At 71.6% G+C, this 24,576-nt stretch carries 18 protein-coding genes; all 18 read right to left on the reverse strand.

What is annotated here, in order from left to right:
• Window positions 1-184: 184 nt before the first annotated feature.
• Complete coding sequence (locus ABT009_RS05090; protein WP_351289704.1) at window positions 185-2,329, reverse strand: primosomal protein N'; 2,145 nt, start codon at window positions 2,327-2,329, stop codon at window positions 185-187.
• 153 nt (window positions 2,330-2,482) lie between these two features.
• A complete protein-coding gene (gene metK / locus ABT009_RS05095) occupies window positions 2,483-3,691 on the reverse strand; it encodes a methionine adenosyltransferase (protein ID WP_351289706.1) in 1,209 nt (402 codons plus the stop codon).
• A gap of 354 nt (window positions 3,692-4,045) precedes the next feature.
• Window positions 4,046-5,251, reverse strand: a complete 1,206-nt coding sequence (gene coaBC / locus ABT009_RS05100) for a bifunctional phosphopantothenoylcysteine decarboxylase/phosphopantothenate--cysteine ligase CoaBC (RefSeq protein ID WP_351289708.1) — start codon at window positions 5,249-5,251, stop codon at window positions 4,046-4,048.
• Window positions 5,252-5,414: 163 nt separating this feature from the next.
• Window positions 5,415-5,687, reverse strand: coding sequence for a DNA-directed RNA polymerase subunit omega (gene rpoZ, locus ABT009_RS05105; RefSeq protein ID WP_030610454.1), 273 nt, complete (start codon window positions 5,685-5,687; stop codon window positions 5,415-5,417).
• A 130-nt stretch (window positions 5,688-5,817) separates the two neighbouring features.
• Window positions 5,818-6,420: a guanylate kinase gene (gene gmk, locus ABT009_RS05110; protein ID WP_351289711.1), complete on the reverse strand. Its 603-nt coding sequence runs from the start codon at window positions 6,418-6,420 to the stop codon at window positions 5,818-5,820.
• A 38-nt stretch (window positions 6,421-6,458) separates the two neighbouring features.
• Entirely contained in the window at window positions 6,459-6,782 is a 324-nt protein-coding gene (locus tag ABT009_RS05115) for an integration host factor (protein WP_005319887.1), read from the reverse strand.
• A 559-nt stretch (window positions 6,783-7,341) separates the two neighbouring features.
• Window positions 7,342-8,565 carry a DUF1152 domain-containing protein gene (locus ABT009_RS05120; protein WP_351289713.1) on the reverse strand — a complete coding sequence of 408 codons (1,224 nt, stop codon included), beginning with the start codon at window positions 8,563-8,565 and terminating at the stop codon, window positions 7,342-7,344.
• Window positions 8,566-8,730: 165 nt separating this feature from the next.
• Window positions 8,731-9,537, reverse strand: coding sequence for an IclR family transcriptional regulator (locus ABT009_RS05125; RefSeq protein ID WP_351289715.1), 807 nt, complete (start codon window positions 9,535-9,537; stop codon window positions 8,731-8,733).
• Window positions 9,534-12,206: a M20/M25/M40 family metallo-hydrolase gene (locus ABT009_RS05130; RefSeq protein WP_351289717.1), complete on the reverse strand. Its 2,673-nt coding sequence runs from the start codon at window positions 12,204-12,206 to the stop codon at window positions 9,534-9,536. The genes ABT009_RS05125 and ABT009_RS05130 overlap by 4 nt, the downstream gene beginning before the upstream one ends.
• Complete coding sequence (locus tag ABT009_RS05135; protein WP_351289719.1) at window positions 12,203-13,180, reverse strand: ABC transporter permease; 978 nt, start codon at window positions 13,178-13,180, stop codon at window positions 12,203-12,205. Before ABT009_RS05135 ends, ABT009_RS05130 begins: the two co-directional genes overlap by 4 nt.
• Complete coding sequence (locus tag ABT009_RS05140; protein ID WP_351289721.1) at window positions 13,177-14,145, reverse strand: ABC transporter permease; 969 nt, start codon at window positions 14,143-14,145, stop codon at window positions 13,177-13,179. Before ABT009_RS05140 ends, ABT009_RS05135 begins: the two co-directional genes overlap by 4 nt.
• Window positions 14,138-16,051, reverse strand: a complete 1,914-nt coding sequence (locus tag ABT009_RS05145; RefSeq protein ID WP_351289722.1) for a sugar ABC transporter ATP-binding protein — start codon at window positions 16,049-16,051, stop codon at window positions 14,138-14,140. The genes ABT009_RS05140 and ABT009_RS05145 overlap by 8 nt, the downstream gene beginning before the upstream one ends.
• Before the next feature lie 21 nt (window positions 16,052-16,072).
• Entirely contained in the window at window positions 16,073-17,143 is a 1,071-nt protein-coding gene (locus ABT009_RS05150; RefSeq protein ID WP_351289724.1) for an ABC transporter substrate-binding protein, read from the reverse strand.
• A 371-nt stretch (window positions 17,144-17,514) separates the two neighbouring features.
• On the reverse strand, window positions 17,515-18,360 hold the full coding sequence (gene pyrF / locus ABT009_RS05155; RefSeq protein WP_351289726.1) for an orotidine-5'-phosphate decarboxylase: 846 nt from the start codon (window positions 18,358-18,360) through the stop codon (window positions 17,515-17,517).
• The gene (locus ABT009_RS05160) at window positions 18,357-19,466 is read right to left on the reverse strand and encodes a quinone-dependent dihydroorotate dehydrogenase (RefSeq protein ID WP_351289728.1); all 1,110 of its coding nucleotides are present in this window, start codon (window positions 19,464-19,466) and stop codon (window positions 18,357-18,359) included. The genes pyrF and ABT009_RS05160 overlap by 4 nt, the downstream gene beginning before the upstream one ends.
• A gap of 90 nt (window positions 19,467-19,556) precedes the next feature.
• Window positions 19,557-22,865 carry a carbamoyl-phosphate synthase large subunit gene (carB, locus tag ABT009_RS05165; RefSeq protein WP_351289730.1) on the reverse strand — a complete coding sequence of 1,103 codons (3,309 nt, stop codon included), beginning with the start codon at window positions 22,863-22,865 and terminating at the stop codon, window positions 19,557-19,559.
• Complete coding sequence (gene carA / locus ABT009_RS05170; protein WP_351289732.1) at window positions 22,858-24,000, reverse strand: glutamine-hydrolyzing carbamoyl-phosphate synthase small subunit; 1,143 nt, start codon at window positions 23,998-24,000, stop codon at window positions 22,858-22,860. The genes carB and carA overlap by 8 nt, the downstream gene beginning before the upstream one ends.
• On the reverse strand, window positions 23,997-24,572 hold the full coding sequence (locus tag ABT009_RS05175; protein ID WP_351290416.1) for a PH-like domain-containing protein: 576 nt from the start codon (window positions 24,570-24,572) through the stop codon (window positions 23,997-23,999). Before ABT009_RS05175 ends, carA begins: the two co-directional genes overlap by 4 nt.
• Window positions 24,573-24,576: the final 4 nt, after the last annotated feature.

Below are 24,576 nucleotides of genomic sequence, written 5' to 3' on the forward strand. Positions count from 1 at the left end.
CGTTCCTCCCCCAGTGCCTGGAGGGCCTGGGAGGTACCCCCGGGCGACGGGGGGCCGGCTCAAGGGCAGCCGAGCGCTTGGCGGAAGGTGGACACAGCGCCTCCGCAGCGCCAGGCTGCCGCATCCATCCCGGACCGCCACGGCGCGCTCCTCCCTCCGGATGCGCACCCTCCCGCCCAAGACTTCACCCGATATCCGGCGGATCGATCCGAATCCGCACCGGTTCCCCACCGCCGCGCGCCATGCGCGCAGCCTGGGCATTCTTCAGTGCGGACGCCAGTGCCGCTCCGCGGCCGGGCGGCACGCGGACAAGCGCGCGCTCCCAGTGCTCGCCGGGCGGTGGCGCGCCCGGGCGGCGCGAAGGACCGGGGCCCGTCACCGGCAGCGGCACGGGACCCAACACCTCGGCCGCAGCAGGCAGTTCGGCCCCGGCGAGGAAGGACGCCAGGGCGTCCGGCGTCCCCGACACCGATGCCATCCGGGACACCGGAGGAAAGCCCAGCTCCGCCCGCTCGGCGAGCTCGCGCGCCGCATGTCCGACGGGGTCCCACCGCACCAGCGCCTGGACGGGCCGCAGCGTCGGCTCGGCGACGACCACGACCGTCCCGCCCGCGCCCTGGTCACGTACGAGCGCTGCAGCCCCGATCCACCGGCGCAGCGCCTCCTCGCCGGCCCGCAGGTCGGGCCGCCCCAGCATCGCCCAGCCGTCGAGCAGCAGCGCCGCCGCGTAGCCGCCTTCGGCGACGGGCTCTGCGCCCGGCGTACTCACCACCAGGGCAGGGGCCGCCGGCACCGTGTCCAGCACGTGTTCGCGCCCGGACGTGCGCACCGGCACGGCGGGAAACGCGCGTCCCAGCTCCTCCGCGGTGCGCCGGGCGCCGACTATCCGGGCCCGGAGCCCGAACCCCCCGCACTCGGGGCAGTGCCAGGCGGTCTCGTCCCGCCAGCACCACGCGCACCGCAGCGGCCCGGCGTCCTTGGCCTCCAGCGGCCCGGCGCAGTGCCGGCAGCGGGCAGGCGCCCTGCACTGCGTGCACGACAGCCTCGGCACATAGCCGCGCCGCGGCACCTGCACGAGCACGGGCCCGCGCCCCAGCGCGTCCCTGACGACCTGCCAGGCGAGCGTGGGCAGACGGGCAGTCCGCGCCGCCTCGTCCCGCGCGAGGTCGGCGTCCCCCACCGTGCGTACGAGCGGAGCCGCGCGCCGTATCTGCTCGCGGTCAGCGACGAGGGGCAGTGCCCACCCGCTGTTCACCAGCTGCGCGGCCTCGACGGTGGAGCTCCAACCGCCGAGCAGGAACGCGCACTTGGTGTGCGCGGCGCGCAGCAGCAGCACCTCGCGTGCATGGGGCTGTGGCGCATGGGGCTCGCTGTGGCTGCTGTCCCCGTCGTCCCAGATCGCGACGAGCCCCAGATCGCGGACGGGAGCGAACATCGCCGCGCGCGTCCCTACGACGGCCCGCACGGACCCGCGCCGAACCGCGAGCCACTGCCGGTACCGCTTCTCGGGCCCGGCATCGGCGGTGAGGACCGCGTGCCGTCCCGTGCCGAGCAGCGCGGTCAGCGCGGCGTCGACCCGGGCGACCGCCCGGCCGTCCGGTACCACAACCAGGGCTCCGCGTCCCGAGGCGAGCGTGGCGGCGACGGCCCGCGCCAGCTCGTCGGCCCACTCCTGCCCCGGCAGGGCGTTCCACACAGCCCGCGGAGAGGCCCCCTTGGCGAGCGCGTCCACAAACCCCGGACCCTGCGCGTACCGCTCCCACGATCCGGGCTCGGGCGCCGATGGCGGCGGCAGCGGCTCCGGCGAGGGCTTGGCCTCCGCCCGTGCGTTGCGCGGCGGTACGGCTAGCTGCAGCACATCGGCGACGCTCCCCGCGTACCGGTCGGCGACGGCCCGCGTGAGCCCGAGCAGTTCCTCGCTCAGCACCGGCTCGGTGGACACGACCTGGGCAAGTGCGGCCAGCGGCCCGGAGTAGTCCGACTCGGCGACCCGTTCGACGAGGAACCCGTCGACGAGTCCGCCGCCCTCGCGCCGCCCCTCACGCACACGATGCCGCCCGGCCCCGAACCGCACCCGGACCCGCACCCCCGGCTGCGCCTGCTCGTCCAGCTCCTCCGGCACCGCATAGTCGAAGTACCGGTCGAGGTGCAGCACGCCCTTGTCGACGAGCACCCGCGCCACCGGCCGCTCCTTGGCCAGCGCGGCCCCCCGCCAGGTCCGCGGCTTGGCTCGCGGCGCCTTGGCCTTGCGCACACTCTCGCGAATCAGCGCGAGCTGCTCCGGCGGCACGCCCCCCGCGCCCGCACCCTGCCCGTTGTCGCTGCTCACAGCAGCATTCCTACCAGACCCCACCGACAACCGGCCCGGGCCGAGCTCCCGGCCGGAGGATGAGCCGGCCGCCGCCGGAAACGGCGCGAGGCCCGGCCCCCTGCTGGGGGTCCGGGCCTCGCGGCGTACTCGGTCTTGCGGGTCTGGTGGGCCTTACAGCCCCGCCGCCTTGCGCAGCGCGTCCACGCGGTCCGTCCGCTCCCAGGTGAAGTCCGGCAGGGCACGGCCGAAGTGGCCGTACGCCGCGGTCTGGGCGTAGATCGGACGCAGCAGGTCCAGGTCGCGGATGATCGCGGCCGGCCGGAGGTCGAACACGGCGCTGATGGCCGACTCGATCTTGTCCTGGTCCACGGTGTTGGTGCCGAAGGTCTCCACGAAGAGGCCCACGGGCTCGGCCTTGCCGATCGCGTAGGCGACCTGCACCTCGCAGCGGGCCGCGAGGCCCGCTGCGACGACGTTCTTGGCGACCCACCGCATCGCGTACGCGGCGGAGCGGTCGACCTTGGACGGGTCCTTGCCGGAGAAGGCACCGCCGCCGTGGCGGGCCATGCCGCCGTACGTGTCGATGATGATCTTGCGGCCGGTCAGGCCGGCGTCACCCATCGGGCCGCCGATCTCGAAGCGGCCGGTCGGGTTGACCAGCAGGCGGTAGCCCTCGGTCTCCAGCTTGATGCCGTCGTCGACCAGGGCCTTCAGCTCCGGCTCGACCACGAACTCGCGGATGTCGGGGGCGAGGAGCGAGTCCAGGTCGATGTCGCTCGCGTGCTGCGAGGAGACGACCACGGTGTCCAGACGGACCGCCTTGTCACCGTCGTACTCGATGGTGACCTGGGTCTTGCCGTCGGGGCGCAGGTAGGGGATGGTCCCGTTCTTGCGCACCTCGGTCAGCCGACGTGAGAGCCGGTGGGCGAGGTAGATCGGGAGGGGCATCAGCTCGGGCGTCTCGTCGCAGGCGTAGCCGAACATCAGGCCCTGGTCGCCCGCGCCCTGCTTGTCCAGCTCGTCGTCGTCACCCTCGACACGGGTCTCGTACGCCGTGTCGACGCCCTGTGCGATGTCCGGCGACTGCGAGCCGATGGAGACGGAGACACCACAGGAGGCGCCGTCGAAGCCCTTCTTCGAGGAGTCGTACCCGATCTCGAGGATCTTGTTGCGCACCAGCGTCGCGATGTCCGCGTACGCCTTGGTGGTGACCTCGCCGGCCACGTGCACCAGGCCGGTGGTGATCAGCGTCTCCACGGCGACCCGGGAGGTCGGGTCCTCGCGGAGAAGCGCGTCGAGAATGGTGTCGCTGATCTGGTCAGCGATCTTGTCGGGGTGACCCTCGGTGACAGACTCCGAGGTGAACAGGCGACGGGACACAACGCTCCCTGTGGTTGCAGCGGCTGCTGGCTGATCATTGACGGACCGGCCGGAGGCTGCGCCCGGCGTCGTCCGAGACCAGTTTATCGGTCGTGCCCGGCCGCCGGACCACGTGTCTCGACACATGGAAGCCCTGTGACCTGGGGCACTGGCATTCTGCGGTGCGGCGATCGGCCCGCACCAGGGCTGCGGACCCCGAAATCACGGGGTCCGCGACGTGCGGTGGAACAGTAGCGCTGTTCACCTGAACCGCAACTCGGGTCGCCGTTCGAGTGAACGATGACACGGTCGGCCGTCGGCCTTTCGGCGTGTCGCGTCACCGCACGGCGACCGCCCAGGGCAGGTGCCGCCCGGTCAGGCGAGGCGGTCTGCGACGAGGTCCCACACCGTGTCCGCGAGCGCCTCCTTGGGACCGTACGGCACGGGGGTCTCGCTGCCGTCGGCGCTGAGCACCACGGCTTCGTTCTCCTCGGAGCCGAAGGTCTTGCGCTCCCCGACCTCGTTCACGACGAGGAGGTCGCAGCCCTTGCGCTGCAGCTTGGTGCGGCCGTTCGCCAGTACGTCGTCGGTCTCGGCGGCGAACCCGACGATCACCTGGCCGGGGCGGGGCCGGTCGGCGGAGATCTCGGCGAGGATGTCCGGGTTGCGGACCAGAGCGATGGGCTCCGGGTCCTCGCCGTCCTTCTTCTTGATCTTGCCGGTGGCGTACGCCGCCGGGCGGAAGTCGGCCACGGCGGCGGCCATCACGACCGCGTCGGCATGGGCCGCGGCCTTGATCACGGCCTCGCGGAGCTGGACGGCAGTCCCCACGGGGACGACCTCCACGCCCGCCGGGTCGGGCAGCCCGGTGGTGTTGGCGGCGACGAGCGTGACGCGGGCCCCGCGCGCCGCCGCGGTACGGGCCAGGGCGTACCCCTGCTTGCCGGAGGACCGGTTTCCGAGGAAGCGGACGGGGTCGAGCGGTTCGCGGGTGCCGCCCGCGCTGACGACGACGTGGCGGCCGGCGAGGTCCGTCGCGTGCGTGCCGCGGGCCAGTGTCCGGCGGCAGACCTCGAAGATCTCCACGGGGTCCGGGAAGCGGCCCTTGCCGGTGTCGACGCCGGTGAGGCGGCCGACGGCGGGCTCGATGACGACGGCCCCGCGGCGCCGCAGCGTCGCGACGTTCTCCTGGGTGGCGGGGTGCTCCCACATCTCGGTGTGCATGGCCGGGGCGAAGATCACCGGACAGCGGGCCGTGAGCAGCGTGTTCGTGAGCAGGTCGTCGGCGAGGCCGTGGGCGGCCTTGGCGAGGATGTCCGCGGTGGCGGGCGCGACGACGACGAGGTCGGCGGTCTGCCCGATCCGTACGTGCGGGACCTCCTGCACGTCCGACCAGACCTCGGTCGCCGCGGGATGGCCGGAGAGCGCCGACCACGTGGCGGCGCCGACGAAGTGCAGCGCGGACTCGGTGGGCACGACGCGTACGTCGTGCCCCGACTCGGTCAGCTGCCGCAGCAGCTCGCATGCCTTGTAGGCGGCGATGCCACCACTGACGCCCAGAACGACCTTCGGCTTGTCCACCGTCTGCTCTTCTCCCTGCCGGCTGCCGGCCCGCTGACCTGCTGGCTGACCTGCGGACCCGGTGACGAACGCGTACCCACTCATGACACACCACAGGCCCGGCAGTCGAGCTGCCGGGCCTGTGGTGCTGCGAAACGCCCCCTTGGGCGCTTCGGAAAACGCCTTACTGCGCCGGGCCCTCGACGGCCTCGGAGGTCAGCAGTCCCGCGTTGATCTCGCGCAGGGCGATCGAGAGCGGCTTCTCGTGCACGTGCGTGTCCACGAGGGGACCCACGTACTCGAGGAGGCCCTCGCCGAGCTGCGAGTAGTACGCATTGATCTGGCGAGCACGCTTGGCCGCGTAGATCACGAGGCTGTACTTCGAGTCGGTGGCCTCGAGGAGCTCGTCGATCGGCGGGTTGATGATGCCCTCGGGCGTGGTGATGGAAGAGGACACGCTCTACCTTCCGATGGATGGGAAAAACGAGAAAGATCAAACACTGGGTCCGGGGATCCCGGGATCCGGGGTTGTTCCCCGCCGGGGCTCGTTGCCCCGCTGAGGGGCGTTCCCCGCCGGGAGTGGATCCCTATTCCCCAGAAGACACCGCCATCAAGGCTAGCAGCTCACGTGCCACGTCCTCGACGGAGGTGTTGACCAGGGTGGTGTCGAACTCGGACTCGGCCGCCAGCTCGACTTTGGCTGCTTCCAGACGGCGCTCGATGACCTCGGGCGGCTCGGTGCCCCGTCCGGTCAGCCGGCGTACCAGCTCCTCCCAGGAGGGAGGAGCCAGGAACACCAGCAGGGCGTCCGGCATGGACTCCCTGACCTGACGCGCGCCCTGGAGGTCGATCTCCAGGAGGACGGGCTCGCCGGCCTCCAGCTTCTCGAGCACGGCGCGGCGCGGGGTGCCGTAGCGGTTGCCCGCGAACTCGGCCCACTCCAGCAGCTCGCCGTTGGCGATCAGCTTGTCGAACTCCTCGTCGGTGACGAAAAAGTAGTGGACGCCGTGCCGCTCGCCGGGGCGCGGCTTGCGGGTCGTCGCCGACACCGAGAGCCACACCTCGGGGTGCTTTGCGCGCATATGAGCGACGACCGTGCTCTTGCCGACCCCGGAGGGGCCGGAGAGCACGGTCAGCCGCGGACGTACGTCCGGGGGTACGGGGGTCGCCCCCCGGGTTGTTGCAGCCATGCAGTGATTATCCAGGTTCTCAGGGGTGCCCGAGAACGTCAGGCGGCACCGCCGCCGAACTCGCGTTCAAGCGACGCGATCTGGTTGGAGCCGAGGCCGCGCACCCGACGGCTCTCGGAGATCCCGAGTCGCTCCATGATCTGCTTGGCGCGGACCTTGCCCACGCCCGGCAGGGACTCGAGGAGAGCGGAGACCTTCATCTTGCCGATGACGTCGTTCTCCTGGCCCTGCTTGATGACCTCGTGAAGGGAGGCGCCGGAGTGCTTGAGTCGATTCTTGACCTCGGCCCGCTCCCGGCGAGCCGCGGCGGCCTTTTCGAGCGCGGCTGCGCGCTGTTCGGGGGTAAGGGGCGGAAGAGCCACGCCTACGTCACCTCGGATGTCGAACTGTCGGATACGGACCGGTGAGGAACCTAGTCGCCCCACACCTGGGGAGCAACGAGCAACGCTTTGCCCGTGCGCTCTCGACGGAGACTAGCGGCCAAGTCCGCCGGAGTCAGCGAGAACAGACGAAAAGTCCTGGTCAGCCTCCATTGAACCCGACATATCGGGCATATTGCCCCGGATTTGAGGGTGTATTCGCCTCGAGCGCGGGCGGCTAGGCCCTGTGACGAGGGGCTTGGGCACCCTGCGCGGCGCATGGGAAGACCGTGGAGGAGCTAGAAGAAACGCTTCCGCGCCGCCCCGGCGCGTCGCGGGTGGGACGGGGCGGGACGGTGGCGGAGGCCTTCCGCCGGGGTGGGAGATCGCGCCACCACCGGGCGGCGGGTCACGGGCGAGGGGCCGGCGTCGGTGCCGCGCCTCAGTCGCGGGACGAGCGGCAAGCGCCCGGCCCACGGCGCGCCTGTCAGCGAGGCGCAGCACGGGAGCGCACCGCCGCCGGAGCCATGGACCGGTGCCGTGCGATGCCCGGTGCCGCGGCTTATTTCCGCGAGCGGCCTGCCAGCGCGTGGCCGATGCGGGTCAGTACCGGGAGGGGATACAGGCCGTAGTGGTAGAAGTCGACGGCGTCGGCGGTCGTGGCGAGCGCCTGTAGCTTCTCGGCGAGGTGGGTGTCCGTCGAGGTGTCGGGACGGCCTGGGCGCAGGACCGCCCGTAGCGCCGGGCCGTCGCCGACGGCGGCTCGGTAGGCGGTGAGGTCCTGGGCGATCCTGGCCGGGTCGCGGGCGTATGCCAGCACCGCGTAACCGGCGGCCGAGGCGGCCACGGCCGCCGGGTCCACGCCGCACCGCCAGGCGTCGTCCACGGCGGGACCGTCGGCAGGCAGGCCGTCCGCGTATCCCTTGGCTGCCCCGGTGAGGTCGATGAAGACCAGCCGTGAGCCCTCGTCCGCCACGGCCGACGCCACCGTCGCGACGAGCGAGCTGACCGTTTCCCGGCGGCCTGTCGCGTAGTCGGCCACAGAGCGTCCCACCTGCTCGGCCAGCGCCTCCGGGCTGAGCGGCCCGGGCAGCGGGGTCGCGCCGTCAAGCACCCGCTGCACCGCGCGGGCGGCCTCGGCGCGGGCCGATCCGGCGTCGGCGTCCGCCGCCTCCGTGCGCCGGCGGCAGTGGACGCAGAAGCACAGGCCGAGCAGGAAGTCCTCCACCGGACCGAGCCCGACGAAGTCGCGCTCGTGGTGGTAGCCGTGCCCGAACAGGCCGAAGTGGAGCGACTCGGCGACGACCGCGTCCACGCCCGTGCGTGCGACGGCGCGGGCGAGCGCCGTGGCATAGGCCCGTACGTCCGGGTGTGCGGGACACAGGTCGGCTGGGGCCGCTCGGTCGCCGAAACAGTTCTCCTGGGTGGTCTCCGGGTGGGCGAGCCCGAGCGTGGTGTTGTGCAGGAACACCGTCCAGCCGGACAGCCCGGCGCCCCGCTCGGCGGTGAGGCGGCGCACCGCCCGCAGCGGCTCCTCCTCGGCGCCATCCTGGACCGGTGGCTGGAGCCGCAGCCCGTCGAAGAGATCCGCGGGAGGGATGAAGTGGACCCCGTCCCGGCGCAGAGTCACCCGTGACGAGCCGTGCGGCGTGACGTCACGTGCCCGGTGGTAGGCGGCGGCGACGGTCAGGCCGTCACAGCCGTACTCACCGAGTACGCGGTCCAGCACCTTCTCCGGCCCCTCGCCCCGAAGATCCTCGACGAATGCGTAGAGGGATGACTCCATGTGACTTCTCCATGACTCTGGACATCGAAAAATCGATGAATCGACCAAGCGACGAGAACGGGGCACTCGATGACTCACTGAGGTGACTCGTTGACTCGAGGAGTGCAGGCGGTCACGGGGCGATGCGCTCGTCCCCGTACCGCCCACCCGTAGGGGGAAAGCGGTTCAGTGGCGTGTGTCCCGCCCCCGCGAGGAACCGAGGGCGTGAGAGATCTCGAGCCCGGTCCTCGCCACGACGGGGGCGACCTCCCGGACTCGCGACGGCGTCATCCGGGTGGTCAGTCCCGAGACGCTCAGGGCGCCCGCCACGCCGTCGGTGTGGTCGAAGATCGGCGCAGCGACGCACCGTACCTCGGGTTCGTTCTCGCGGTCGTCGATGGCGTAGCCCTGCCGCCGTATGCGTTCCAGCTCGGTTCGCAGCCGCACCGGGTCGGTGACGGTGTTCTCGGTGACGGACGGCATGCCCGCCGCCACCACCAGGCGGAATGCCTCCTCGTCCAGCCACGCGAGGATCGTCTTGCCCACGGCCGTGCGGTACGCAGGGACCCGGCTGCCCACGCGGGAGGCCATCCGTACGTTGGTCTCGTTCTCGACCTTGTCGATGTAGACGACGTCCGGGGGCTCGTAGACGACCAGATGGCAGGTCTCGCCCACGGCCTGCTGGAGCAGCCGGAGAGGTTCGGCGGCGACGGTGCGCAGGTCGAGGGAGGACAGATAGGCCTGGCCCAGCCGCAGGGTGCCATGGCCGAGCCGGAACCAGCCGGTGTCCCGGTCGCGGACCAGGAGGTCGGCCTCCACGAGGGGCGTGGCCAGGCGCAGCACGGTGCTCTTGTTGATGCCGAGGTCCTCTGCGATGCGGGTCAGGGGTATGCCCCGGCCGGATCCGGCGTGGTCGCGGACGTACGCGAGGAGGGTGAGCGCTCGGCGGAGCGACGAGGACTGGTTGCGGGGAGCCGCCGGTGTGGTGGTCATGTCGTACTCCTCGGCAGAAGGCCGTGGGCCACGGTGGCCCCCGCAGCCTGGAGGTGCCGCCCCGCACGGGCCAGGGAGATCTCGTGGTGGCCGGGGAAGAGCGCGTCGATGTCGAGCGTCGCGAGCCGCGTGAGGCTGGCTGCGTACTCCGGGACCCTGCAGTCGTGCAGGTTCTGCAGGGAGATCCGGCCGCCGGTGAAGACGCAGTCCCCGGAGAACAGGGCCCGGTGGCCGGGTGCCGTCAGCAGATAGCACAGGTGCCCGTCGGCGTGGCCTGGCGTGGCCAGCGCGCGGAGCACCACGTCGCCGCCGAGGTCGATCTCCTCGCCGTCCGCCAGCGGCGCGGCGACCGGGCAGGGCGCGAAGGTGTAGTCGGGCGGGTACACGCCGGCCGCCTTGCCCCGGTCGAGGCTGAGTCGTGTCTCGTCCCCCTCGGCGATCCACGCATGGGCCGGCGTCCCAGCCAGCACGCGCAGTGCGGGCAGCCGTGCGGCCAGCGCCGCGGCGCCGCCGGCGTGATCGGCGTGGCCGTGCGTGAGCAGCAGGTACTCCGGCTCGGGAGCTCCGGCGTCCGCCGCGTTGCGGAGGATGCCGTCGGCGGAGCGGCCGGCGCCCGCGTCGATCAGGGCGGCGCGCTGCGCTCCGCGGACGAGGTAGACGTGGCAGTCCAGCGGATCGGTGAGATCGAACCCGGCGGCCCCACTGCCCACCAGCGTCACGTACTCGTTCAGCCGCACGGCGCCCCGGGCTTGGCGGCGGCCCACCGGGTGGCGGGAACCGCCACGTGCCGGGCCGCCGCCGCTCGAGTCACCGGCCGCATCGCCGTCTGCGGCGCCGCTGCCGGCCGGGCGAGGGCCTCTACCGCCCTGGCTACCGTTGGCGGGCGCCGCAGGGTCGGTGGCGCTGTCGGCCGGGCGAGGAACCATGCCGCCGTCAGCCGTACCGCCCGTGCTGCCATCGGCCGACGCACGGCCGATGGCGCTGCCGGCCGGGCGAGGAACCATGCCGCCGTCAGCCGTACCGCCCGTGCTGCCATCGGCCGACGCACGGCCGATGGCGCTGCCGGCCGGGCGAGAGACCATGCCGCCGTCAGCCGGCGCACGGCCGGTGGCGCTGTCTGCTGTGGCAGGCGGCGTGCCGCGGCTGGCTGGGCCAGGGACCCTGCAGCCGTCAGCCGTCAGGACGGTGCCGCCGCAGGTCGGACCGGGGGCCGTACTGCCGTGGGCCCGGGCAGGGCCCGTGGCGCCCTCGGCCGGGCCCCGGGTCGCGCCGGCATCGGGCGCCGGACCGGCTTGCGGCCCAGCGCTTGGGGCGGTCCAGTGTTCCGCGTCATCCGGCTCAGTGCGGGGTCGTGCGACCGCCTCCGTGAACGCGGCCGTGCCGTCGTCCGGCTGCTCCTGCGTCGGGGCGAGGCGTCGTACCGTCGCTGCCACGATGTGGGACGCGAGGGTCACGTCGGCCAGGGCTACGGATTCGGCGGCCGAGTGGGCGTCCGTGACCGAGCCCGGGCCGAAGACCACAGACGGTATGCCCGCGCGGGCGATCTTGCTGGCGTCGGTGCCGAAGGGCATGCCGGTCGCGGTGGGCGGCAGGCCGTGGTCGGCGAGGACCCGGCACAGCGCGGCGACGACCGGGCTGGTGGGCGGGGTGTCGAGGGCGTGGTCGACGGTGAACGGGGCATCCACCTCGAGCGGGCCGCCGAGGGCCGTCAGCTCCGCGCGGTCCTGCCGCCACACCTCCATCGGCTCCTCGCCGGGCAGGGTCCGCCGGTCCACGTCGACCTCGCAGATGCCCGGGACGGTGTTCGGCCCGGTGCCGCCGCGGATCCGGGTCACGCACCGCGTGGCCGCGCCCAGCATCCGATGCGGCGGCGTGCCGGGGGCCGTGGCGTCGATGTGGGCGATCACCGGGGCCATCAGCGATACCGCGTTGGCGGCGTCCTCGGGCCGGGAGCTGTGGCCGGCCTGGCCCGTCGTACGCACGGTGTAGCGCACGACGCCCTTGTGCGCGGTCACCGGGGCCAGCCCGGTGGGCTCGCCCACGATCGCGCCGACGACCTTCCGCCCGCCCAGCTGCTCCAGCAGGCCGAGGACGCCGCGGTAGGCGTGCTCCTCGTCGCAGACCCCGGCGAGCACCACGCTGTACGCGGGTGGCTCGCCGCGCGCGAGCTCGGCGGCGGCCAGCATCAGCGCGGCGAGCGGCCCCTTGGCGTCACACGCGCCGCGCCCGTACAGGCGGCCGTCGCGCACCTCACCGGCGTACGGTTCGACGGTCATGCCGTCGGTCTCGACCGTGTCCAGGTGCGATTCGAGCAGGACCGCACGTTCGTCGCGTCCCGGAACGACGGCGACCACGTTGCACCTGCCCGGCAGCACCTCCTCCAGAGTCGCCTGTACGCCCCGCCGGGCCAGCCAGTCGCGGACGAACCGCGCGACCGCCGTCTCACCACCCTCGTCGCGGGCTCCCGCCCCGTCGTCCTCGCCCTGGGCGGACGCACCACCCACCCCCTGAGTGACCGGCGCGCCCTCGCCCTGCACGCCCGGCCCGCCGTCCCCTGTCCCGCCCCGCTCCTCCTGCCCGTCCCGGGGGTTCACGCTGGGGATCGCCACCAGGGCACGAAGCAGCGCCTCGGCGTCCTCCTCGGTGGCCGTCGAGCCCCGCGCCGTCATGCCCTGCGCTCCCTCGCGTAGACCAGCAGCAAGGCGATGATCAGCACCCCCAGGACGACCTGCCGGAGGCCCTCGGACATGTTCCAGGAGGTCAGCAGCGCGGTGAGGAGCGTCAGCAGCAGCGCCCCCGCCACGGTGCCGAGGACGTGGCCGCGCCCGCCGAGGATGGACGTGCCGCCGAGCACCACCGACGCGATGGACAGCAGTTGGTACGGGCTGCCCATGGTGAGAGAGCTGGTGCCGGTGAACCCGAGCAGCACGAGGCCGGCCACCCCGGCGAGGAGCGCGCACGCCGGGTAGGCGATGAACGTCGTCGCAGCGAGCGGCACGCCGGAGGCGCGGGAGGCCGGCTCGCTGGTGCCGAGCGCGAAGACGTACCGGCCCGTACGCGACAGATGCAGTACCCACCCGGCGACGGAGGTGATCAGCAGCCACAGGACGAAGGCCAGCGGCACGCCGAGAACCCTGCCGTTGGCGAGCGAATCGAGCAGCGGGACCTTCGCCGAGCTGGGCGAGCCGTCGGTGTAGACGAGAAGTGCGCCCGAGATGATCGTGCCCGTCGCCAGCGTCATCACCATGGGCGGCACCCGCAGCCACACCACCCCGGCGGCGTTCACGGCACCGACGAGGGCGCTGAGGGCCAGGGCCGCCGTGATGCCCGCCGCGTCGCCCGGTCCCGAGCCTGAGGCCACCTTGGCGCACACGACCGCCGACAGGGCCACCACGCCCGACACGGACAGGTCGATTCCGCTCATCATGACGACGAGTGTCTGGCCGACCGCCACGATGCCGAGGAAGGACGACGTCTGGACGAGGAAGCGGAAGCTGGAGGCGGTGTCGAAACCGGATGCGAACAGGACGGCCGCGATCCAGGTGAGAGCGAGCACGGCGAAGGCCAGTCCCGCGCGGGAGTCACGCAGCGCCGTGAGGAGGCGTGGTGCCGTGATGCCCGTGGGCGATGACGACGCGCTCATGCCAGGGCCTCCTTGTCCCTTGTGTTCCTCGTCAGAAGCGTCTTCAGGGCCAGGGCCACGATGAGGACCACGCCCTGGAGGATGAGCTGGTAGAAGGGCGAGAGCCCGGTGAACAGCAGCAGGTTGGTGAGCAGTCCGATCACCAGGGCACCGAGTACGGTGCCGCGCATCCGGCCCACGCCGCCGAAGAAGCCGATTCCGCCGAGCACGGACGCGGCGATGGAGTTCAGCGTGTACGGCGCCCCGATCGTGGGGTCGGCGGAGCCGGTCTGGATGGCCAGGCCGATCCCGGCGAACCCGGCGAACGCACCGCCCAGCGCGTATCCGGCGATCCTCACGCCTCGCGTGTGGATCCCGCTGGCGTACGCGCCGTGCTCGTTGCCGCCCACGGCGTACAGGGCAAGGCCGTGCCGGGTCGTACGGAGGAGGCGCCACAGCGCCAGGGCGACGGCGATCGCGACAGCGGGGAGCGCGATGCCGTTCCAGCCGTTGTTGTAGGCGTCCACCAGGCCCGACGGCACGCTGCCGCCGGGCTGCGGAAGGATCACCAGGGTCACGCCGGCCCAGAGGAACGACGCCGCCAGGGTGACGATGATGGGCGGTAGTCCGGCGTACGCGACCAGCACGCCGTTGACCGCGCCCGCCACGACGGCCGCGCCCAGGGCGATGACCGCGGCGGTGGCGACGGCTCCGGCGCTGTGGGCGTCGGACACGGCGAACACGGCCATGGCGATGCCGAGCACCGCACCCAGCGAAAGGTCGATGCCGCCGAGGAGCATCACTGTGGTCTGGCCCGCCGCGGCAAGGATGAGCGGCAGGAACTGGGCCGAGAGGATGGTGATGGACGCGGGGGTGAGCAGGCTGCTGTCGTAGCGCTGGTACGCGACGAGCAGGACGAGCAGCAGCCCGACCAGCGCGAGGATGTCCGTGTTGCCCCGGGCGACGGTACCTATACGGTCACGCACTGGCCACGCTCCCGGGTGCGCCCGTGGTGCGCTCGGCGGCCCCGGCCGGGGCACCGGCCGAGGGCGGGCCGGCGGGCGCCACCGCATGGGGGACGTCCGCGGCCTCCGGAGCGTCGACGGCGTCCGGCCCGTCGGCACCGTCGGCGCGACCCGCAGCCTGCAGGACGTCAACGGCGTCCGCACCCCGGGCACCACCATCGCCACCCGCGGCCCCTGGGGCGTCGACGGCGTCCGCACCATCGGCACCATCCGCGCCGTCCGAGGCCGCTAGGACGTCAACGACGTCCGCACCACCGGCACCACCCGCGTCGCCCACGGCCTCGGGAGCGACTACAGCGTCCGCGCCGCCCGAGGAGCCGTCCGCGGCCTCCACACCGTCCAGGGCATCCGCCCCAGTCCCCTGCGCGGCGCCGGCGCCCCCCGTGACAGACGCCCGAACCAGGCTCTCCTCCGTCAACTCACCGCCGGCGAGCCGCTCGACGATCGAACCCTCGTACATCACCGCGACCTCGTCGCAGAGGCCGACCAGTTCCATGGTGTCTCCCGAGGTCACGAGCACCGCCACGCCGTCGTCGGCGAGGCGGCGCAGCAGGTGGTAGATCTCCCGTTTGGTGCCCACGTCGATGCCGCGCGTCGGTTCGGCAAGCAGCAACACCCGGGGCTCGGTGGGCAGCCACTTGGCCAGGGCGACCTTCTGCTGGTTGCCGCCGGACAGGCGGCGGGCCTCCTGGTCCGGCGATGACGCCTTGATGCGCATGGTGCCGATGAGTTCGGCCACCAGCCTGGCCTCCGCGCCGCGGACGACGGTGGACAGTCGCCTCGCCGGGGCCAGTTGGCGCAGGTTGGTGAGGGCTAGGTTCGCCCGGACGCTCTGCGCGACGTGCAGGCCCTCGGTCTTGCGGTCCTCGGGCACGTACGCGATGCGGTGGCGGATCGCCTCACGCGGCGAGGCGATCCTGCAGGGCCGGCCGTCGATTTCCAGCTGCCCGGTATGGCGTTCCAGACCGAACAGGGCGCGCAGCACCTCGCGTTGGCCCTGACCCTGGAGACCGCCGAGGCCGAGGATCCGTCCGGGGCTGAGTTCGAGGTCGATGTCCGAGCAGGCGCGGGGCACGCTCAGCCCGCGTACCCGCAGGAGAGGATCCCCGGGCCTCGTCGCGGCCGCCTTCCCGGGGAAGAGGTCGGACAGCTCGCGCCCCACCATGAGCCGCACGATGTCGTCGTGGTCCGTGCGGTCACGCTTCCGCGTGGCCATGACCTCGCCGTCCTTCAGGACGGTCAGCCGGTCGCTCACCGCGAAGAGCTCGGCCATCCGGTGGCTGACGAAGACCACGGAACCGCCCTGGTCACGTAGTTCACGCACCACCCGGAAGACGGCCTGCACCTGGTCCTCGTCGAGCGCCGAGGTGGCCTCGTCGAGGATCAGCAGCCGCGGCTCGCCCGCCAGCGCCTTGGCCAGTTCGACCAGTTGCTGACGGCCCAGTGGGAGCCGCCCGACCCTGGTGCCAGGGTCGACGTCCAGGCCCACGCGCTCGAGGAGCGGCCGGGCGCGGGCCGCCAGGTCCCGGGCCCGCACCAGGCCCCGGCGGCTCGGCCAGGCGCCGAGGAACACGTTCTCCGCGACCGTCTGGTGCGGATTGAGACTCAACTCCTGGTGCACGGAGCTGATTCCGGCGGCCCGGGCGCGGTGCGGCGACCACGCCCGGACCGGTTCGCCGTCGTACACGATCCGGCCCGAGTCGGGAGAGAGCAGGCCCGTGATGAGCGAGAGCACGGTGCTCTTGCCGGCCCCGTTCTCCCCGACCAGGGCCAGCACCTCCCCCGGCCGGACGTCGAAGCTCACCTCGCGGAGGACGCGGTTCCCGGCGAACGACTTCGACACCTGATCCACGTTCAGCACTGTCACGGCTGCACTCCTCGGGGCCGGTTACTTGCCGATGAGCTTGTCGATCTCGGACTGCGGCAGTGCAGTGATCGGGTACGAGTCGTCCGGCTGGTCCGGCTTCACGTACTGGCTGAGGTTGCTGTCGTTGATCTCCGGCAGCGGGACCGTGATGTCCGACGGCACGTCCGTGCCCTCCCGCTTGGCGACGGCCGCCTCCAGGGCGATCACCGAGAGGTAGTTGGGCTGTGCCGTGGCCAGAGAGGAGAAACCTTCCTTCTGCTTGGACTGCCAGAGCTTGAGGAAGCCGTTGTAGTTCTCGCCGGTGATCGGGATCAGCTTCTTGTCCTGCTTGACCAGCGTCTGCAGGGCCGCCGCCGACAACGCGCCGCCCTGGGAGAAGACGCCGTCGATGTCGGGGTGCGCGGAGTAGGCGGAGGCGAACGCCTGCGCGGCGGGGGCGAGGTTGTACTCACTGTGCACATTGCTGACGATCTTGATCTTGGGGTACTTCTTGAAGACCGCCTCAGCTCCGGCCCACCGGTCCTCGCTGACGGCCACGCCCGCGGGGCCGTTCATGGCGATGATGCTGCCCTTGCCGCCGAGCTTGTCGGCGAGCCACTGGGCCATCATCCCGCCCCACTTCTTCTGGTCCGTACCGACCTTGACGACCTTGCTGCTCGTCACGAGCGAGTCGAACGACACCACCGTGATCCCGGCCGCGACTGCCTGCTCCAGCGCCGGGTTCAGAGCGGTGGACGAACCGGCGTCGACGAGTATGACGTCGTACTTCTGCTGGATCATCGCGCGGATCTGGGAAATCTGCTGCGATGTGTCGCCGTTGGCGTTGAACGTCTTGAACGAGGCCACCGTGCCCTTGGACTTCAGCTTGGAGACGTCGTCCTCCAGCATTTTCAGCGTCTGCTGCATCCACGACGGCGTCAGATAGATCGTGGACCAGCCGACTTTGAGGTCCTTCACCGATCCGGCGCTGCTGCCGGCGGTGGCGCCGGCGCTCTTGGAATCGTCCTTGGACTGAACGTTGCATGCGGTGGCGGTGGCCAGTGCGCTCAGCACAGCGACCGCCGCGATCCGACGTCTGAATCGTGCGCTCATCGAAGCTCCTCGGGGGAAAGGGTGCCCGACTCCGGGACAGGAACCGGCGCATGAGGGGAACTCCAGGGCGTTCCGGACGAATGGAGGCCGGACCCGTTGAAAGGGGAAGGTAGAAGGTGGCCGTCGCGCCGCGCCACGGATGCAACACAGAATTTTGTATTGCACAACAGGACCGGTCGGGGCGGGCGAAGGAACCAACGGAGAGGGGAGCGCGGCTCCCAGCGTCAGGTCGGCAGGTGTGGGCGGAAACGGAACGCGGCCCGGTCGACGAGAGACTTGCTCACGTCGACCGGGCCGCAGCAGGCCACGGCCACGGGCAGGTGCAGGCCACGGACTCGGAGGTCACCGCCCCGCCATGTGCGTCCGGCGTCTTACGCGCCCTCCACCGCCTCGCGTACCTCGTCCGCGAAACGGGCCGCAGCGTCGCGCAGAGCGGCCGCGGAGGGGCCGGCCTTCAGGACGGCCCGGCTGACGTTCGGGACGACATTGCGTACGGACTCGCCGAAGACCCGCGGAAGGTCGGCAGGGGTCGCGCCCTGGGCGCCGATGCCGGGGGCCAGGAGCGGGCCGTTGATGGCGAGATCGTACGACGAGAGGTCGCCCAGCGTCGCGCCGACGACCGCGCCGAAGGAGCCGAGCGGTTCGGCGCCCGCGTTGTCGTCGGCGAGGTGCGCGAGCATGGTCGCGCCGACGGTGCGGCCGTCCGCGCGCACCGCTTGCTGGACCTCGGCCCCCTCCGGGTTGGAGGTGAGAGCGAGGACGAAGAGCCCGGCGCCGCTCTCCCGCGCGAGATCGACGGCCGGCTTCAGCGATCCGTATCCGAGGTACGGGGAGACGGTCAGCGCGTCCGAGAACAGCGGCGCGTCCTTGCGGAGGTACGTCTCCGCGTACGCGGCCATGGTGGAGCCGATGTCGCCGCGCTTGGCGTCCATGACGACGAGGCCGCCCGCGTCGCGCAGGTCCGCCACCGCCTTCTCCAGGACGGCGATCCCGCGCGAGCCGAAGCGCTCGAAGAAGGCCGACTGCGGCTTGAAGACGGCGACCTGGTCCGCCAGGGCGTCGACCACGGTACGGGTGAAGGTCTCCAGGCCCTGGATGTCGTCGTTCAGGCCCCAGCCGGCGAGCAGCGACGCGTGCGGGTCGATGCCGACGCACAGCGGCCCGCGGGTGTCCATGGCGTGGCGCAGACGCGCGCCGAAGGGTTCCAGGGGGCTCATGCGGATGCCTTTCGGGTGTCGGCGCCGACGGCCTCGGCGAGGGTGGCGTACGGGCTGGTGCGCAGCCGCGCGGCCAGGCCCTTGTGGATGGCGCGCGCCCAGGACGGGCCCTCGTAGATGAAGGCGCTGTACCCCTGTACGAGCGTCGCGCCCGCGAGGATCCGCTGCCAGGCGTCCTCGGCGTTCTCGATGCCGCCGACGCCCACGAGGGTGATCCGGTCCCCCACGCGCGCGTAGAGGCGCCCCAGGACCTCCAGAGAGCGCTCCTTGAGGGGCGCGCCGGACAGGCCGCCGGTCTCCTTCACCAGAGTGGGGTCGGAGGCCAGGCCGAGCCCGTCGCGCGCGATGGTCGTGTTCGTCGCGATGATGCCGTCCAGACCGAGCTCGACGGCGAGGTCGGCGACGGCGTCGATGTCGTCGTCGGCCAGGTCGGGAGCGATCTTGACGAGCAGGGGTACGCGGCGGTCCGGCACGCTGCGGTCGGCGGCCTCGCGTACGGCGCTGAGCAGAGGCCGCAGCTGGTCGACGGCCTGGAGGTTGCGCAGGCCGGGAGTGTTCGGCGACGACACGTTCACCACGAGGTAGTCGGCGTGGCGGGCGAGCCGCTCGGTCGACTTCACGTAGTCGCCGACGGCCTCGGCCTCGGGCACGACCTTGGTCTTGCCGATGTTGACGCCCACGGTGGTCTTGAAGACCGGCACGCGGGAGGCGAGGCGCGCGGCGACGGCGGCCGAGCCGTCGTTGTTGAAGCCCATGCGGTTGATCAGGGCGCGGTCGGGCACCAGCCGGAACAGCCGCTTCTTCGGGTTCCCCGGCTGCGGCTCGCCCGTGACGGTGCCGATCTCGATGTGGTCGAAGCCGAGCATCGACATGCCGTCGATCGCGACGGCGTTCTTGTCGAAGCCCGCGGCGAGCCCGAACGGGCCGTGCATCCGCAGCCCGAGGGCCTCGGTGCGCAGCTCCTTGTAGCGGGGCGCGAGCGCGGCTGCGACGAAGGTGCGCAGCACCGGGATGCGGACGGCGAGGCGAATCCAGCGGAAGGCCAGGTGGTGGGCCTTCTCGGCGTCCATCCCCTGGAAGACCAGCCGGAAGAAAAACTTGTACATGGTCATGTCCTCATGAAGGGCCTCGTGAAGCCTCGTGAAGAGGCCTCACGAAGAGGGGGACACCGTTTCCGGTGTCCCCCTCCTGGGCTGCTAGTCGCGGGCCGCGGTCAGATGCTCCGCGTGTTCCTGGAGCGAGCGCACTCCCACGCCTCCGTGGTTGAGTGCGTCGATGCCCTGGACGGCCGCGGCGAGCGCCTGGACCGTCGTCAGGCACGGGACCGACCGCGCCACGGCGGCCGTACGGATGTCGTAGCCGTCGAGGCGGCCTCCCGTGCCGTACGGGGTGTTGACGATCAGGTCGACCTCGCCGTCGTGGATCATCTGGACGATGGTCTTCTCGCCGTTCGGGCCCTCGCCCTCGCTCTGCTTGCGCACGATCGTGGCGTTGATGCCGTTGCGCTTGAGGACCTCGGCCGTACCGGAGGTGGCGAGCAGTTCGAAGCCGTGGGCGACGAGTTCACGCGCCGGGAAGATCATCGAGCGCTTGTCACGGTTGGCGACGGAGATGAACGCCCGGCCCTTGGTCGGCAGCGGCCCGTACGCGCCCGCCTGCGACTTGGCGTAGGCCGTGCCGAAGACGGAGTCGATGCCCATGACCTCGCCGGTGGAGCGCATCTCCGGGCCGAGGACGGTGTCGACGCCGCGGCCGTGGATGTCGCGGAAGCGCGACCACGGCATGACGGCCTCCTTGACGGAGATCGGCGCGTCGAGCGGGAGCTCGCCGCCGTCGCCGTTCGCCGGGAGCAGGCCCTCGGCCCGCAGCTCGGCGATGGTCGCGCCCAGCGAGATACGGGCGGCGGCCTTCGCCAGCGGCACCGCGGTCGCCTTCGAGGTGAAGGGGACGGTGCGCGAGGCGCGCGGGTTGGCCTCCAGGACGTACAGGATGTCGCCCGCCAGCGCGAACTGGATGTTGATCAGTCCGCGCACGCCGACACCGCGGGCGATGGCCTCCGTGGAGGCGCGCAGCCGCTTGATGTCGAAGCCGCCGAGCGTGATCGGGGGCAGCGCGCACGCCGAGTCGCCGGAGTGGATGCCGGCCTCCTCGATGTGCTCCATGACGCCGCCGAGGTACAGCTCCTCGCCGTCGTACAGGGCGTCCACGTCGATCTCGATGGCGTCGTCGAGGAAGCGGTCGACGAGGACCGGCCGGGTCGGGCTGATCTCGGTCGACTCGGCGATGTACGCGGACAGCCGCGCCTCGTCGTAGACGATCTCCATGCCGCGCCCGCCGAGCACGTACGAGGGCCGTACGAGGACGGGGTAGCCGATCTCGTCGGCGATGGCCTTGGCCTCGGCGAAGGTGGTGGCGGTGCCGTGCTTGGGCGCCGGGAGGCCCGCCTCCGCGAGCACGCGGCCGAAGGCGCCGCGGTCCTCGGCCGCGTGGATGGCCTCCGGCGAGGTGCCCACGATCGGCACGCCGTTGTCCTTGAGCGCCTGCGACAGGCCCAGCGGGGTCTGGCCGCCGAGCTGGACGACGACGCCCGCGACCGGGCCGGCGAGCGACTCGGCGTGGACGATCTCCAGCACGTCCTCGAGCGTCAGCGGCTCGAAGTACAGGCGGTCGGAGGTGTCGTAGTCCGTCGAGACGGTCTCGGGGTTGCAGTTGACCATCACGGTCTCGTAGCCCGCGTCGCTCAGCGCGAACGAGGCGTGGACGCACGAGTAGTCGAACTCGATGCCCTGGCCGATGCGGTTCGGGCCGGAGCCCAGGATGATCACCGCGGGCTTGGTCCGGGGCGCGACCTCGGACTCCTCGTCGTAGGAGGAGTAGAAGTACGGCGTCTTCGCGGCGAACTCGGCGGCGCAGGTGTCGACCGTCTTGTAGACCGGGCGGACGCCCAGGGCGTGCCGGACCTCGCGGACGACGTCCTCGCGCAGGCCGCGGATCTCGGCGATCTGGGCATCGGAGAAGCCGTGGCGCTTGGCGTCGGCGAGCAGCTCGGGGTCGAGCCGCTCGGCGGCGGCCAGTTCGTCCGCGATCTCCTTGATCAGGAAGAGCTGGTCGACGAACCACGGGTCGATCTTCGTCGCCTCGAAGACCTCCTCGGGGGTCGCCCCGGCGCGGATGGCCTGCATGACGCAGTTGATGCGGCCGTCGGTCGGGCGGACCGCCTCGCGCAGCAGCTCGGCCTTGTCACCGGGCTCGCCGACGAACGTGAACTGGCTGCCCTTCTTCTCCAGCGAGCGCAGCGCCTTCTGCAGCGCCTCGGTGAAGTTGCGGCCGATCGCCATGGCCTCACCGACCGACTTCATGGTCGTGGTCAGCGTGGAGTCGGCGGACGGGAACTTCTCGAACGCGAATCGCGGGGCCTTCACCACGACGTAGTCGAGCGTCGGCTCGAAGGAGGCCGGGGTCTGCTCGGTGATGTCGTTGGGGATCTCGTCGAGCGTGTAGCCGACGGCCAGCTTGGCGGCGATCTTCGCGATCGGGAAGCCGGTGGCCTTGGACGCCAGAGCCGAGGACCGGGACACGCGCGGGTTCATCTCGATGACGATCACGCGACCGTCCTCGGGATTCACCGCGAACTGGATGTTGCAGCCGCCGGTGTCGACGCCGACCTCGCGGATCACGGCGATGCCGATGTCGCGCAGGATCTGGTACTCGCGGTCGGTGAGCGTCATCGCGGGCGCGACGGTGATCGAGTCACCGGTGTGCACGCCCATCGGGTCGAAGTTCTCGATGGAGCAGACGACCACGACGTTGTCGTTCTTGTCGCGCATCAGCTCCAGCTCGTACTCCTTCCAGCCGAGGATGGACTCCTCCAGGAGCACCTCGGTGGTCGGGGAGAGCGTGAGGCCCTGGCCCGCGATGCGGCGCAGCTCCTCCTCGTCGTGCGCGAAGCCGGAGCCAGCGCCGCCCATGGTGAAGGAGGGGCGGACGACGACGGGGTAGCCGCCGAGCGTCTCGACGCCCTTGAGGACGTCGTCCATCGAGTGGCAGATGACCGAACGGGCGGACTCGCCGTGCCCGATCTTGGCGTTGACGGCCTCCACGACCTCCTTGAAGAGCTCGCGGTCCTCGCCCTTGTTGATCGCCTCGACGTTGGCGCCGATGAGCTCGACGCCGTACTTCTCGAGCGTGCCCGCCTCGTGCAGGGAGATGGCCGTGTTGAGGGCCGTCTGGCCGCCCAGCGTCGGCAGAAGCGCGTCGGGGCGCTCCTTGGCGATGATCTTCTCGACGAACTCGGGAGTGATCGGCTCGACGTACGTGGCGTCGGCGATCTCCGGGTCGGTCATGATCGTCGCCGGGTTGGAGTTGACGAGGATGACCCGCAGGCCCTCGGCCCGCAGGATGCGGCACGCCTGGGTGCCGGAGTAGTCGAACTCGGCGGCCTGGCCGATGACGATCGGGCCGGAGCCGATGACCAGGACGGACTGGATATCGGTGCGCTTAGGCACGCTGGCCCTCCATCAGGGATACGAAGCGGTCGAACAGGTAGGCGGCGTCGTGCGGACCGGCTGCCGCTTCGGGGTGGTACTGGACGCTGAACGCCGGGCGGTCGAGGAGCTGCAGCCCCTCCACCACGTTGTCGTTGAGGCACACGTGGGAGACCTCGGCCCGGCCGTAGGGGGTGTCGGAGACCTTGTCGAGCGGGGCGTCGACGGCGAATCCGTGGTTGTGCGCGGTGACCTCGACCTTGCCGGTCGTACGGTCCTGCACGGGCTGGTTGATGCCGCGGTGGCCGTACTTCAGCTTGTAGGTGCCGAAGCCGAGGGCGCGGCCCAGGATCTGGTTGCCGAAGCAGATGCCGAAGAGCGGGGTACCGCGCTCCAGGACGCCCTGCATGACCGAGACGGGGTGGTCGGCGGTGGCCGGGTCGCCCGGCCCGTTGGAGAAGAACACGCCGTCGGGGCTGACCGCGTACACGTCGTCAAGCGTGGCCGTGGCGGGCAGCACATGCACCTCGATGCCGCGCTCGGCCATGCGGTGCGGGGTCATGCCCTTGATGCCGAGGTCGACCGCGGCGACGGTGAATCGCTTCTCCCCGATGGCCGGGACGACGTACGGCTCCTTGGTGGCGACCTCGGCGGAAAGGTTCGCGCCCTTCATCTCAGCGGCCTGGCGCACCTCGGCGAGCATCGTGCCCTCGTCGGGCAGAGCATTACCGGAGAAGATGCCGACGCGCATGGCGCCGCGCTCGCGCAGGTGGCGGGTGAGCGCGCGGGTGTCGATGCCAGAGATCCCGACGACGCCCTGCGCGGCGAGCTCCTCGTCCAGCGAGCGCTTGGCGCGCCAGTTGGACGGCACCCGCGCGGGGTCGCGTACGACGTAGCCGGAGACCCAGATCTTCTTCGACTCGGGGTCCTCGTCGTTGACGCCGGTGTTGCCGACGTGGGGGGCGGTCATCACGACGACCTGGCGGTGGTACGACGGGTCGGTGAGGGTCTCCTGGTAGCCGGTCATGCCGGTGGAGAACACCGCTTCGCCGAAGGTCTCCCCCACGGCCCCGTAGGCACGGCCGCGGAAGATCCGGCCGTCCTCCAGGACGAGTACGGCGGGAACCTTCGAGGCTCCCCTTGTGGAGGTGGTCATCGTGCGCCTTCCGTTTGCTTGATCATCTGGTTCAGGGTGTCGACCCACTCGGTGTGCTCGGCAGCGTGGTCGGAGCGGAATCCGGAGTCGAGCAGCTTGTCGCCGTGGGCCCAGGTGACGACGAGCAGTCCGCCCTCGGTGAGGACCTTGCCGGCGATGCCCTTGTCGAGCCTGGCCTCGCGCAGCTGCGCGGCGGGGACGAAGAAGTCGGTCGCTCCGGGGCGTACGACGTCCAGTCCCGCGTCCGTCAGCGTGAGCTCGACCCGGCTGCGGGTGCCCAGGCCGTGCGCCACGATGCGGTCGAGCCACTGTCCGGCGGTGGTGGAGCCGTGGTAGCGGCCGCTCATCGTCAGTTTCGCCGGGCCGGGCTCGGCGGGCGCGCCGGGCAGCTCGGGCAGGTCGCCCTGGAGCGTGCCGCGCCACTTCCAGCCCTCGCGCATCAGCCAGTAGACGAGGGCGATGAAGAGCAGCAGCCCGACCACCCAGCCGATGCGGGCGGCCCAGTCGGTCACTTCCGCCGACTTCTGCTCTGCGGCGGTGTACGCCGCAGAGGCGTGCGTCAGAGTTGTCAGAGCT

The sequence above is a fragment of the Streptomyces sp. NPDC002896 genome, from assembly GCF_040295225.1.
Lineage (GTDB): Bacteria > Actinomycetota > Actinomycetes > Streptomycetales > Streptomycetaceae > Streptomyces.